Annotated in this window: 11 protein-coding genes; 3 read left to right on the top strand and 8 right to left on the bottom strand. The window is 56.2% G+C overall.

Going from position 1 to position 13,357, the window contains the following annotated elements; all coding sequences use genetic code 11:
* Positions 1 to 13: 13 nt before the first annotated feature.
* The 5 genes from AB8846_RS15745 to AB8846_RS15725 all read right to left on the bottom strand — a co-directional run bounded on the left by AB8846_RS15745 (position 14) and on the right by AB8846_RS15725 (position 6,355).
* Positions 14 to 673, bottom strand: a complete 660-nt coding sequence (locus AB8846_RS15745; protein ID WP_370733106.1) for an O-methyltransferase — start codon at positions 671 to 673, stop codon at positions 14 to 16.
* A 71-nt stretch (positions 674 to 744) separates the two neighbouring features.
* Positions 745 to 2,124, bottom strand: coding sequence for an efflux transporter outer membrane subunit (locus tag AB8846_RS15740; RefSeq protein WP_370733105.1), 1,380 nt, complete (start codon positions 2,122 to 2,124; stop codon positions 745 to 747).
* The gene (locus tag AB8846_RS15735; RefSeq protein ID WP_370733104.1) at positions 2,121 to 3,203 is read right to left on the bottom strand and encodes an HlyD family secretion protein; all 1,083 of its coding nucleotides are present in this window, start codon (positions 3,201 to 3,203) and stop codon (positions 2,121 to 2,123) included. The genes AB8846_RS15740 and AB8846_RS15735 overlap by 4 nt, the downstream gene beginning before the upstream one ends.
* 22 nt (positions 3,204 to 3,225) lie before the next feature.
* Positions 3,226 to 4,878: an MFS transporter gene (locus AB8846_RS15730; RefSeq protein ID WP_370733103.1), complete on the bottom strand. Its 1,653-nt coding sequence runs from the start codon at positions 4,876 to 4,878 to the stop codon at positions 3,226 to 3,228.
* A 157-nt stretch (positions 4,879 to 5,035) separates the two neighbouring features.
* A complete protein-coding gene (locus tag AB8846_RS15725; protein WP_370733102.1) occupies positions 5,036 to 6,355 on the bottom strand; it encodes an MFS transporter in 1,320 nt (439 codons plus the stop codon).
* Positions 6,356 to 6,743: 388 nt separating this feature from the next.
* Here AB8846_RS15725 and AB8846_RS15720 point away from each other — a divergent pair, with 388 nt between their 5' ends.
* The gene (locus tag AB8846_RS15720) at positions 6,744 to 7,538 is read left to right on the top strand and encodes a YdcF family protein (RefSeq protein WP_370733101.1); all 795 of its coding nucleotides are present in this window, start codon (positions 6,744 to 6,746) and stop codon (positions 7,536 to 7,538) included.
* A gap of 54 nt (positions 7,539 to 7,592) precedes the next feature.
* On the opposite strand, the gene gap is transcribed toward AB8846_RS15720, so the two are convergent.
* On the bottom strand, positions 7,593 to 8,594 hold the full coding sequence (gene gap, locus AB8846_RS15715) for a type I glyceraldehyde-3-phosphate dehydrogenase (protein ID WP_063142840.1): 1,002 nt from the start codon (positions 8,592 to 8,594) through the stop codon (positions 7,593 to 7,595).
* A 189-nt stretch (positions 8,595 to 8,783) separates the two neighbouring features.
* On the opposite strand from gap, the gene cybB reads away from it, so the two are divergent.
* Positions 8,784 to 9,314, top strand: coding sequence for a cytochrome b561 (cybB, locus tag AB8846_RS15710; protein ID WP_063142839.1), 531 nt, complete (start codon positions 8,784 to 8,786; stop codon positions 9,312 to 9,314).
* A gap of 90 nt (positions 9,315 to 9,404) precedes the next feature.
* Here cybB and AB8846_RS15705 read toward each other — a convergent pair whose 3' ends face one another.
* On the bottom strand, positions 9,405 to 10,472 hold the full coding sequence (locus AB8846_RS15705; RefSeq protein WP_370733100.1) for an oxidoreductase: 1,068 nt from the start codon (positions 10,470 to 10,472) through the stop codon (positions 9,405 to 9,407).
* A gap of 13 nt (positions 10,473 to 10,485) precedes the next feature.
* Positions 10,486 to 11,229, bottom strand: a complete 744-nt coding sequence (locus AB8846_RS15700; RefSeq protein ID WP_063142837.1) for a DeoR/GlpR family DNA-binding transcription regulator — start codon at positions 11,227 to 11,229, stop codon at positions 10,486 to 10,488.
* A gap of 740 nt (positions 11,230 to 11,969) precedes the next feature.
* Between AB8846_RS15700 and AB8846_RS15695 the strand changes: the two genes are divergently transcribed.
* Positions 11,970 to 13,307: a TolC family outer membrane protein gene (locus AB8846_RS15695; RefSeq protein ID WP_331412344.1), complete on the top strand. Its 1,338-nt coding sequence runs from the start codon at positions 11,970 to 11,972 to the stop codon at positions 13,305 to 13,307.
* Positions 13,308 to 13,357 lie beyond the last annotated feature (50 nt).

Here is a 13,357-nt window from a genome sequence, read left to right as displayed (position 1 = left end):
GCCACCCGGCTGGTTATCGTTCTACAATTGCCAGCGTAAACCCATCCCATCCCTTAACCCCCACCGTTTGCAGCGCGGTGGCGGTTAGGCGCGGGTTATCCCCAATCATCTCGATAAAACGCCGCACGCCCAGCACGCGCGCGTCGTCACTTTGCCCGTTAATGACCTCGCCGTCGCGCACCACGTTATCGCCAATAATCACCGTGCCGGGACGGGAGTAGTGCAGCGCCCACTCCAGATAGCCGGGATTTTTTGGCTTATCGGCATCGATAAAGATCAGGTCGAACGGCGGAACGTCACCGAAATTCTCCAGCGAGTTCAGCGCCGGGCCTTCAATTAATTCAATACGATCGTTCAGCCCCGCGAGGCGAATATTCTGGCGGGCAACATCGGCATGCGTCGGATCAGCCTCGAGCGTAACCAGCTTTCCGTCCGGCGGCAGGGCGCGCGCCATCCAGATTGAGCTATAGGCACCCAGCGTACCGATTTCAAGAATGCGTCTTGCCTGCGTCATGCGCACGAACAGCGCCAGCAGCTGCCCCTGATTGGCCGCTACGTCGTGCTCGGGTAGCCCGGCGCGCTTGTTGTTTTCCAGTACCTGACTCAGCACGTCATCGTCAGGGATAAGCGAAGAAATCATGTAATTATCTACTGCAGACCATTGTTGTTGCATAGATTGACTCCTTGTGGGATTGCCGGATGCGAAATGTAGGCCCGGTAAGCGCAGCGCCACCGGGCAGGTTTTCAGGCACTGACCCAGCCGCCGCCCAGCGCCCTGTAGAGATCCACCTGCGCCAGCAGTAGGTTATTTTTAGCCTGCACGACGCTTGTCTGAACCGAGAACAGCGTGCGCTGCGCGTCCAGCACGTCCAGATAGGATGAATAACCGTTGCGATAGCGATTCTGCGCAATGCGCAGCGTCTCCTGCGCCACATCCTGCTGGGCAAGCAGCTCCGTCAGCTGTTCCTGATAGCGCGTAATCGCATCAAGGCTGTTGTTCACTTCGGCAAACGCGTTACGCACGGTTTTTTCATAGGCGTACAGCGCCTGGTTACGTTGGGACTGGGAAATGTCTACCTGCGCATTCAGCGCCTGGCGGTTCAGCAGCGGGGCGAGAATACTCCCCCCGACGCTCCAGAGCTGAAGCGGGTTGTCCAGCAGGCCTGAAAGGGTACGATCCTGGACCGATCCGGTTGCGGTCAGGTTGATCGACGGCAGCAGGCTGGCGCGCGAGGCGGCAAGCGAGGCGTCTGCCGCAACCAGCTGTCGTTCGGCCTGAACAATATCCGGTCGACGGTTCAGGAGCGTGGAAGGCAGCTGTGAGGGCAGCTTCAGCGGCGTCAGCGTCTCATAGCTTTCACTGCGCGCCACCGCGCCGGGATTGCTTCCCAGCAGCAGGCTCAGGGCGTTCTCCTGCTGTGCGATCTGATGCTGCAGCACGGGAACCTGCGCCCGCGTTGAGCGCAGCTCGGAATCCGACTGCATCAGCTCCAGACGCGAGCTGTAGCCCGTCTCAAACTGACGTTTCGCGAGGTTAAATGCCTCTTCGCGCGATTTCAGCGTGGATTCGGTCACGCGCAGCTGTTCGTCAAGCGAGAGCAGGGTGACATACCCGGAGGCAACGGAAGACGCGACGGTCAAATCCGCGGCGGCAGCGGCGGCTTTTTGCGCCTCCAGCGAGGCTTCGGCTGCACTGGCCGTGCTGCGGTTGACGCCCCAGATATCTACGTCATAGCTCGCCGTCAGGCTACCTCTGTACAGCGTGCCGTAGACCGGCAGCCCGGTCGCGGCGGATTGCGAACGGGCGCGCGTCCCCGTTACGCCCGCGTCAAGCGAAGGAAACAGGCTGCCGTCGGCAGCAAAGACCCGCGCCTGATACTCGTTAATCCGCTCGCGGGCGATCAGCACGTCGCTGTTGTTCTTAAGCGCCCGATCCACATAGCGGTTGAGGTTGTTGTCATGGAAATTGCGCCACCAGAGCTGCTCCGCCGGACTGGCAGGACCGGCGTCAGCACGCCACTGGGTGGGGATTTGCAGCGTCGGCTGCGCCGGTTTTACGTCGACGGACTGGCATCCGGCGAGCATCACCGCCAGCACCAGACCCGCTATCGGGCGAAGGATCATGGCTTCGCCTCCCGCGTATCAATGGTCACCTGCACCGACATGCCCGGACGCAGCAGCGCGATCGCCTCTGGCTCGCCAAGCACCTCGATGCGCACCGGAATACGCTGGGCGATTTTGACAAAGTTGCCGGTGGCGTTGTCCGGCGTGATGGCGCTGAATTCAACCCCGGTTGCCGGCGAAATACTCTCCACGCGGCCCAGATACGCTTTGTCGTTCAGGGCATCAACGGTGAATTTGACAGGCTGACCGATGCGCAGCTCCGCAAGCTGGGTCTCTTTAATATTGGCAATGACCCAGTGCTGAGGCGGCACAAGGGTGGTGAGATGGGTCCCGGCGGTCACATACGCCCCGAGACGCACGGCAATCTGGCCGAGCTGACCGTCGCGCGGGGCGAGAATGCGGGTGTTTTGCAGGTCAATCTGCGCCAGCTCCAGCGCCGCTTTCGCGTTTTCGACATCCGCCTCCAGCGCACCGCGATTGACAATCACCGTCTGCAGATCCTGACGCGACATCTCAAGCGTGGCTTTGGCCTGGTCGATATCGGCGCTGCCCTGGGCGGCGCTGGCCAGCGCGGCGTCGCGCTCGCGGACGGAAAGGGAACCGTCCGCCGTCAGATCCTTCACCCGTTTTAAATCCGCCTGCGTTTTCAGGCTCTGGGCGCGGGCATTTTTCAGCGCCGCGTCGTTTTTGGCGATCGTCGCTTCGGCGCTTTTACGCTGCTGCAGGTTGTTATTGAGCGCGGCAATTTTCATCGCCAGCTGCGCCTCGGCCTGATGCACGCGCTGACGATAGATGCGGTCATCAATCTGCAGCAGCAGGTCGCCTTTTTTAACCTGCACAAAGTCCTGAACCTTCACCTCGGTGATATAGCCATTCACCTGGGGGCTGATAAACGTCGTCTGACCGCGCACGTAGGCGTTGTCGGTAAACTGCGCGTGGCGGGTGAACGGCGGAAGCTGCCACGCATAAAGGATCACCAGTACGCCGACAATACCGATTGCCGCGGCGGTGAAAACGGAAACAATGCGCACATTTTTGCGGGTGTTGGCCTGCTCTTTGGCGGCATCCTGCTGACTCATAAACTCTCCAGAACTATTTCAATTATTTATTGCCGGTGGCGTTCTTAAGCGCCATACGGGCAGTGATGCGCAGGCGCAGCAAGCGCCATAAAATCCAGACCAGCGTGGCGGCAGCGATGCTCGCCGTCAGCAGATAAGTATCGTTGTAAGCCAGAATATTCGCCTCCAGCGAGGTCGCCGTTTGCAGCTGCGTTATCGCCTGCGTCCCCAGCAGCGAACTGTCGCCAATCAGGCTTTGGTACATCTGGGTGTAAATCTGGATACGCTCGTTGACCAGCGGATTGAGCGTGGTGAGCTGGTCCGCCAGCAGGCTGGAGTGGTACTTCTCGCGCCAGGTCTGGAAGGTCCCGAGGATCGCGGAGCCCAGCAGGCCGCCGAGGTTCTGGCTCATGCCAAACATCACCGAGAAGCTGACCAGGTTGCGCGGATCGGCGATCACCCCGCCAATGGCGGCCAGCATGGCGGGTGCCAGGAAGAAGGCGCTGCCGAAGCCCAGCAGAAACTGGCTTAGCATCAGCTGATCCGGCCGGGTCAGGTTGTTGGACTGGCTGTCCAGCAGCGAGGCAACAATCATCAGCGCCAGAGAGGTGATGATGGGCCACGCCAGTTTCGTCGGCTTGATGGTGAGACAGCTGGTGACGATCCCGCAGACTATCCCGGCGAAAATGGACCACGCCAGGTGGGTCATCTGCTCGTTCTGTAATCCCACGTACTGCAGCCAGCCGATGACGCCGGTGTTTTGCTCTGCCAGCACGATACGGATCAGCAACATGATCAGCCCCAGACGGACGATGCTGCCGCTCGACAGCCAGCGGGTGTTCAGCAGCGGGTTGGCGCGGTTATGTTCAAAGACGATGGCAGCCACAATCAGCACCAGCGATAGCGCCAGCGACCAGCCGATCCACGGCGCCTCGAACCACCAGTCAAGACGGCCCAGGGAGAGCACGGCGCAGAGCAGGGCCATTCCCGGGGCCATTAAAAAGAAGGTGATGAAGTCTTTTTTCTCAAAGACCTTGCGCCTGTCGCCCGGCGGCAGTTTTAAGGCTATTACGCAGGCCAGGGAGATTAGCGCCAGCCCCAGTTCAAAGAAATAGAGCCCGCGCCACTCGTCCAGCTGCAGCAGTTCGGTTGAAAACAGGCGGGCCAGAGGGATAGCGAGCGACGACCCGGTAATCCCGATGGTGAGCGCCTTCAGGCGATGCTTTGCAGGCCAGGCCTGGATCTGATAGTAAATCCCCAGCGAGCTGAGCGCGGCGGCCACCATCCCGTGCGCGGCGCGAACCATCAGCGCCGAGCTGAGATCGTTAACGAACAGGTGGAAAAAGGTCACCAGCACGTACAGCACCAGAAAACCTTCCGTGAAGGCGCGCAGACCGTACTGCTGGCGGAACTTGACCAGCAGCAGGTTGATAGAGATGTTGGTCATGACGTAGACCGCGGGCAGCCAGGCGATTTCGGTCGACCAGGCCCCGAAGGTCCCCTGCAGGTTTTGCAGATTGGCGGTCACCACCGCATTTCCCAGCGCTCCCGTCAGGCACACCAGCAGGCCAACGACGCCGTAGGCAATACGTTTTGGCGTAGTGTGCTCGGGTGTGGAAGGCGAACCCAGCAGGGCGGGTTTCTCATGTGGCTGCCACTCGCGAGGAGCATAAGGGTCGCGTTCGGGCAGGCGCATAACGTCGGTTACCTTAGAAAGAGTTGAATAATTAGCGGGCTAGGGATTCTACGTCTGCCGCAAATGATAATTCAAGTGAATATGATTTACGCATGTTAATCAAATGTAGAAGGGAAGTTTAAGGAAAAAGAGCGGCCCGATGTCGGGCCGATAACGTTCAGTGATGTTCGGGCTGTGCCCCGATAAGTGAGGTGCGCTTAACGCGGCTGGCGCAGAGAATCGCGATTAAGGAAATGACCACCGTGACGGCAAGATACCAGGCCACCGGAACCCAGTCGCCGTCATATTTTGCCAGCAGTCCGGTGGCAATCAGCGGCGCGGTACCGCCTGCCAGCGCGGCACCCAGCTGATAACCGAGCGTAATGCCGGTGTAGCGCACGTTTGCACTAAAAATTTCAGAGCACAGCGTGCCGAGTACCGCCGTCACCGGTGCCCACAGCACCCCAAAGGCGATGACCGTCGCGAGCACAATGCCCCAGGTTGTCCCGGTATTGAGCAGCATGAACCACGGCACGATAAACAAACCCAGGATGAAGACGCTGGTGGCATACATGCGCTGGCGGCCAATTTTATCCGAGAGCAGCCCCATGAGCGGGATCATAATGGTCGCCACCAGGGCTCCCAGCGTCACGGCTTCCAGCGCCTGCGATTTCTGATAGCTCAGGGTATTGGTGGCATAGCTCACCACGAACGTTGAGAAAATATAGAACGGCGCGGTTTCCACAACCTTTAAACCGGCGGCAATCAACACTTCGCGCCAGTGATGCTTCAGCGTATCGCGCAGGGGAGTCTTCGCCACCTGACCGGACGCTTTGACTCTCTTAAAATCGGGCGTTTCGTCAATATCTTTGCGGATCCACAGGCCGAGCAACACCAGAACCGAGCTCAGCAGGAACGGAATGCGCCAGCCCCAGGAGAGGAAATCCTCCTCGCTGAAAAGCGTCATCAGCGAAACGATAAAGGTTGCCATCAGCATGCCAATGGTAACGCCCGCCTGCGGAATACTGCCGAAGAAGCCTTTACGTTTTTCGGGCGCGTATTCATAGGCCAGCAACAGCGCGCCGCCCCATTCACCGCCGATGCCCATCCCCTGAATGATACGCATCAGGATCAGCAGAGCGGGCGCCCACAGGCCAATCATCTCATACGTGGGCAGCAGGCCAATCATGACGGTTGCACCTCCCATGAGTGAGAGGGTGAGAACGAGGGTTTTTTTACGTCCGATGCGGTCGCCAATATGGGCGAAAAGGACCCCGCCAATGGGGCGAATGAAAAAGGTTAATGAGAAAGAGAGATACGAGAGAATGAGTCCGATCACCGGATCGACCATCGGGAAAAAGATCTTATTAAAGACCAGCGCGGCCGCCGTGCCGTAGAGAAAATAGTCAAACCATTCAATGGCGCTTCCGGTAAGGCTGGCGATTAACACCTTCTTATTTTTTCGTAATACCGTCGTCGTACTTTCATGTTCTGTCATGACCTGAAACCCCGCCACGTTGATAAAGTTATAGGTGTCACCTGGCGCGCTTCAGGTGCAACCTGCGATGATGAAGTGGTTGTGAAATTGTTAAGCAACTTAGGTTTGAATGTTACATTTAGCAAGCTCACGGGGAATGAAACTGGTCAGATCACGACGAAATAAGCAGCGTTGGGTGCTTTTTAAGCGAGCATGAGCAACAGGATGTTTTGTATGATGGAAAACCAAAAGCATAATAAGCAGGTGCAACCCGATTGTTTTTGGATGTTTCTGGTTATTTCAGAAAAATGACAATTTGGGCGATAAAACAACGTCTGGTTTCAGATCCCGCATCTGCTTTATCCGTCAGAAGCCGCTAACCTGAAGAGACACAAACGAGGAGTTCACCATGGTTCAGCCCCATTTTCCCATCCTGCCGGAAGCCACGCTGGCGGCCATCAATACTCTCGGTGAATGGCTGGCGCAGGACGACCTGCGTGGCAGCCGCGTGCACCCGGACGTCGATGCGGTCATTCTGGCAGGGAACGCGGTGATCCCGACCATTGAGGCGGCCTGTCGAATTGCCGCGCAGCGAGAAATCCCGCTTCTGATTAGCGGCGGTATTGGTCACTCGACCGCGTTTTTATATTCAGCTATCCGCAGTCATCCGCGTTATCACACTTTACAGGTCGAAGGGCGGGCGGAAGCGAGCATTCTTGCCGACATTGCGCGGGAGTTCTGGCAGATCCCCGAGACGCGCCTGTGGATTGAAGATCGCTCCACCAACTGCGGTGAGAACGCGCGTTTTAGCTGGAACATGCTGAAACAGCATCAGCGCGCAACCGGGCGGGTGCTGGTGGTGCAGGATCCGACGATGCAGCGCCGTACGATGGCGACGTTTGCCCGCGTTTGTCAGGATGAACCCGCGTCACCGGAGTGGATAAGCCACCCAGGGATTACGCCGATACTGCATAACGGCAAAGAGGGCGTGGAGTTTAGCGGAGGCAATAGCGGACTGTGGCCCGTTGACCGCTACCTGTCACTGGTTCTGGGGGAGCTGCCGCGTTTGTATGATGACGTTAACGGCTATGGCCCAGCCGGGCGGGATTTTATCGCGCACGTTGATTTTCCTGAGGCGGTGATTGCCGCGTGGAAACAGCTGCATCAGGATCCGGTCCTGAAGGGGGCGCGAAAGATAATCTAAGCACGGAACCATTCCCTCGCCCCATTGGGGAGAGGGTTAGGGTGAGGGGAAAAATCACAGCGCCGCAAACTTATCCAGCGTCCGCACCAGCTGCGTTACAAACCCATATTCGTTGTCATACCATGCTACGGCTTTCACCAGCTGCAGCTCTCCCGCTTCTGACACCTCCGTCTGCGTGGCGTCAAACACCGAACCATAATGCGAGCCAATCACATCGGATGACACAATCTCTTCGTCGGTATACCCGAACGATTTATTGCCCTGCGTCGCCTTTTTCAGCGCGGCGTTGATCTCCTCAACGGTCACTTTTTTGCCCAGAATCGCCACCAGCTCGGTTACCGAACCCGTTTTTACCGGCACGCGCTGCGCGTGGCCCTTCAGTTTGCCGCTGAGCGCAGGGATCACCAGCCCGATGGCCTTTGCGGCACCGGTGGTATGGGGAATGATATTCTCTGCCGCCGCCCGCGAGGCGCGAAGGTCTTTCCCGCGCGGGCCATCCACCAGCGCCTGCGTACCGGTATAGGCGTGAATGGTGGTCATGGTGCCCACTTTTATTTCAAACGCATCGTGCAGGGCCTTCGCCAGCGGGGCGAGGCAGTTGGTGGTGCAGGATGCGACGGAAATAATGGTGTCACTGGCGTCAATGGTGTCGTCATTCACGCTGTAGACGATGGTTTTCATGTCACCCGCAGGCGCGGAGATCAGCACTTTCTTGGCGCCGGCGTCCAGGTGCGCCCGTGATTTCTCTTCAGAGGTATAAAAACCGGTGCACTCCACGACGATATCCACACCTGCGCCTTTCCACGGAATGTGTTTCGCCTCTTTTTCGGCGTACACCGCAATGGTTTTACCGTCAACAATCAGCGCATCCTCGGTGAAATCCACGCTCCACGGGAAGCCACCGTAGTTGGAATCATGCCTGAGGAGGTAGGCCAGCACTTTCGGTGAGGTGAGGTCGTTGATGGCGACGACGGTATTACTGTCCTGGGTTTCAAGAAGGCGACGCAGAACAAGGCGCCCAATGCGTCCAAAGCCGTTAATGCCAATTTTACTCATGGTGTTCTCCTGTAAACGTGTCGATGCGACAGTTTGAACTCATCCAGGCTTAGACCATCACGGGCAGGGCGGCAATTGAAGATGCTTCATGCGGGAGGAAGTATTTGAAAAACCATACAGAAAAGTTAATGAATTTTTAAGGAAAGGGGATTATGTTGGCGCGATAACTGTTTTTAATCGGGAAATCACATGCGAACTAAATATACAAGCCTGCAAATCGGCATCCACTGGCTGGTGTTTCTGTTAATCATCGTCGCCTACTGCGCCATGGAGTTCAAAGGTTTCTTCCCGCGCACCGCGCGTCCAGCGATCAATATGATCCACGTCTCATGCGGTATCAGTATCCTGGTGCTGATGGTGACGCGTCTGCTGGTTCGCCTGAAATTCCGCGCGCCACCGATTCAGCCGAAGCCAAAAGCGATGGTGACGGGGCTGTCCCATCTGGGGCACCTGGTGGTGTATCTGCTGTTTATTGCGCTGCCGCTGATTGGCATTGTGATGATGTACAACCGTGGCAGCGACTGGTTGGCTTTTGGCCTGGTGATGCCGCATGCGGCGGAGTCAAATTTTGACCTGGTTGATGTGCTGAAAGAATGGCACGAGACGCTGGCGAACCTGGGCTATTTTGTGATTGGCCTGCACGCGGTGGCGGCGCTGATGCATCACTATTTCTGGAAAGATAATACCCTCCTGCGCATGATGCCGAAAAAGCGTTCGTAGTCCTCTTGCCCGGCGGCGCTTCGCTTGCACGGGCCTACAAACGGCCCTGAATTGTAGGCCGGGTAAGCGCAGCGCCACCCGGCTTGTTTTTTAACCCAGCAGAGCACGCTCTTCAGCAGTTAACGCCAGCGGCTGCGTTGACCCCGTCTCCGACGACTTCACCGCCGCTTCCAGCACGGCCATGACCGCCAGTGCCTCCACAGGGTGGACAGGGTTGGTGATTTTCCCGAGTAACGCATCACGTACGTTGAGGTAATACTGGCGCTGATCGCCTTTCGGGGTAGGGATCGTCTGCGGTGCACCGTCCGCCCCAAAGAACACCATGCTGTCGCCGTCTTCGCCCCAGGTTTCACTGCCGGGAATCACCCCTGAGAGCAGCTGCGCTTCCTGCTGATCGATTCTGGCTTTCACCACGCTGCCCTTGTCCCCGTGGACGGTAAAGCGCGCCGTACCGCCAGCAACCAGCATGCTGGCGTGCAGAATGACCTTATGCTCCGGGTAGTTTAAGACCACGTGCGCCCAGTCGTTAATTTCTGCACCGTCGCGCAGCGTTGCGATATTTCCCTGAACCGACTGCGGCAGGCCAAAGAGCTGCAGCGTCTGGTCAATCAGGTGAGGACCCAGGTCAAACCACAGACCGCTCCCTGGGACGTTCTGCTCGCGCCAGCGCACGCGCACTTCCGGGCGGAAGCGGTCGATATGCGATTCCAGCTGTTTAACCTTGCCGAGCGTGCCTTGCTCAATAATCTGCTTAATGCCGAGGAAATCACTGTCCCAGCGGCGGTTGTGGAAGACGGAGAGCAGCAGCTGCTTTTCATCCGCCAGCGCAATCAGGTCTCGGGCTTCCTGCATGTCGAGGGTAAAAGGCTTATCCACGACCACGTGTTTACCCGCGTTCAGGGCCAGCGTCGCCAGCGGGGCGTGCGTGGCATTGGGGGAGGCAATTACCACCAGATCGATATCTGGATGCTGAATAGCCTCTTCTGGTGTTGCCACCACCTGTACGTCCGGCAGATCGCGTTTCACCTTCTCTTCATCACGAGAAGAGACCACTGCCAGCTTAATCCCGTCCACAGACTGGATCAGCGGGGCATGGAAGGTTTTACCGACAAATCCATACCCGATCAGCGCAATGTTGATTGTTTGAACGTTACTCATGACCTTCTCCACGTTAATTGGTGCACACCGTAACTTGCAGTGCGCTATGGTCCCCAAGCTCAGGCCAGGGACGATCTAAAAAGAGTTGTTGAATGCTGGATAACCCGGAAACCAGATACGGCTCGCAGCGGTTAATTTTCAGGTGATCGGCGACAATCCAGTGCGCATGGCTTGCGTCGAGCATCGCGCGTTTCACCTCGGCATCCGCTTCTTTACCGGCGCTCAAACCGAGTTCGGCATGAATGGCGCACGCCCCAAGAATGGCGATATCTGCCCGATAACGGGACAGCAAAGACAGCGTGGCGCTGCCGGCAAACAGTCGCTGCTTGTGGTCCCATTTCCCGCCGAGCAGGATCAGCTCAATGTCTTCCCGGTCGCTAAAATGCTGGGCGATATCCAGCGAGGGGGTAATGACGGTAAGCGGCCCCTGAAGAAAGGTGGCGACGGCCATCACCGTGCTTCCGGCATCCAGAAACAGGGTGGAGCCCGGTGGAACCTGCTGTGCAACCAGTTTACCCAGGCGCTGTTTGGTCTCCGGCAGCAGCGTATTGCGGCCCTGACGGTTCATGGCGGAGAGGTTAAGCGCGATGGCTCCGCCGTGGTTCTTCTGCGCAAGGCCCTGGTTTTCCAGGTCGGTCAGATCCCGACGGATGGTATCCGCCGAAACCTGCAGCTTTTCGGCCAGGTCGGTGATGCTGGCCTGGCCTTGCTCGCTGAGGATATCCAGGACGTAGCGTTGACGAGCGGTTTTGTGCATGGGAGTACATTCCTGCAAAATGTCGCAATAGTTTGCATAATACAGCATTTTGACGCAGTGAGAAGGGAAATGTCGTCCTGATGATGTGCAGCGGCGTGATGATTCAGATGGGTGATTATTGATATTTTATTAAGCAGGTATAAGGAAGCCGTTTTGAATGTTAATCACAATGTTATTGTTATGTTTTATTTAACGATTTGGGTTATGTAACCAGTACATCGCCATTGTGTGGGGTTAAATGCTGTTTAATTTCAATTATGCAGCTTTTAATTGCTTCAATTAGTTTTTTAATGGTTTTTAATTTTAAATAAACCCCCTGGATTACTAAAACTGACACTTCTTTGAAAATCTTTGTGTCTGACCCGCTCAGAAATTAACGCAAAAATGTACATAGAAAGAATTAAGAATTTTCCTTAGATAACAGGGGGTTTATATGTTTCATTTGAAAGGATACTTTAAGAGTTTTGTCCAGAAACCCCATATTTTTTCTTGCTTGTAACACCACATTAACATTGTGGCTGTAGTGGGCTATACCACATTTTGTTATGCTGCTAACCAGTTTAAGAAATAAGTAAATTCTTAATTGAAAATAAGACGCAAGCAGATCTCATCTCCAACGGAAATGGGTATGGGGAGTATTACCTAAAATTCAGCACGGTAGCGAAATAAGATATTTGTCTAATTATCTGTACCTCTTTTTGGGTATTTGCTTGAGTATCACTCAGAGTCAGGGAGATAACATGACGATATTACGAAAGCCTATGTTACGCCGATTTACAGCAGCACTGGCATTCATTTCATTAGCCATAAATACGGCGTACGCCAATAGTAATCAGGTGGGAATTGCCCCGGTGGCAACCACAACCTTAAAAGAAAGTATTCTTTTTGCTATCGATCGCGATCCGTCAATTAGTCAGCAGGCAGCGCAATTAGGTATTGGCCAGGCTCAAATAGATGAAGCGCGCAGCGGCTGGATGCCGCAAATATCGTTGAACGGGAGTACAGGGCACAGCCAGACCACCGATTCCAGCGGGTCGCTGAAGAATTCAGCCGCCTGGGGGCTGAGCCTGACGCAGCTGCTGTACGATTTTGGCAAGACCAATAACAGCATCAGCCAGTCTTCCGCCCAGCGCGATAGCTACCGCTATCAGCTGATGGGCACGCTTTCAGATGTGGCGGAAAAAACGGCGCTGAGCTACGTAGAGGTCAAACGCTATTCCGATCTCCTGCAGGCGGCAATAGATAACGTGCAGGCGCTCAAAAACGTCGAGCAGCTGGCAAAGCTGCGGGCAGACGCGGGCGTGAGTTCCACCTCCGATGAGCTCCAGACCCGCACGCGCATTGCCGGCATGCAGGCGACGGTCGCGCAGTATAACGCCGCCTTAAACAGCGCGCGCGCAAGGCTTGCGGTATTAACCGGGATGCAGGCAGAAGCCTTTTCGCCAGTGCCGGCGAACCTCGCGGTGGAGCCAGATTCGCTCAACCGTATTGATTATTCGCTAATACCGGCGGTGATGGCCGCGCAGAACATGGAACGTTCGGCTCAGTATGGCGTGGAAACGGCGAAGTCCCAGCACTGGCCGACGTTAAGCCTGAAAGGGGGGCGCACCCGTTATGAATCGGACAACCGTTCATACTGGGACGACCAGATACAGCTCAATATTGATGCTCCGCTGTATCAGGGGGGCGCGGTTTCCGCTCGCGTTCGGCAGGCGGAAGGCGCGCGGGCCATGGCCTCCTCTCAGGTCGATCAGGCGCGTTTCGATGTTCTGCAAAAAGCCTCCGTCGCGCAGGCTGACTGGACCGGCGCACGGGGAAGAATGGAGGCCGGGAAGCAACAGCTGGAAAATGCGCTGCGCGCCCGCGACGTTTATAAAAATGAATACACCCTAAGCAAGCGGAGCATTAACGATCTGCTCAGCGTTGAACAGGATGTCTGGCAGGCCACATCAGCGAAAATAATCGCTGAGTATGATGGCTGGAGTTCGGCAATTAATTATGCTTCCGCGGTTGATAATTTAATGCCGCTTATAGGAATAGAGAAAAACGCTGCCGCAAAATTACCTGACTTGAGTTAAAAAACACGCGCATTGTTGCGCAAAAATAAGTCTGAAAATAATGGGTGTTT

It is taken from the genome of Enterobacter sp. KB-221C9, assembly GCF_041320715.1.
In the GTDB taxonomy this organism is placed as follows: Bacteria; Pseudomonadota; Gammaproteobacteria; order Enterobacterales; family Enterobacteriaceae; genus Enterobacter; species Enterobacter asburiae_D.
This window is presented reverse-complemented; position numbering and strand designations above follow the sequence as displayed.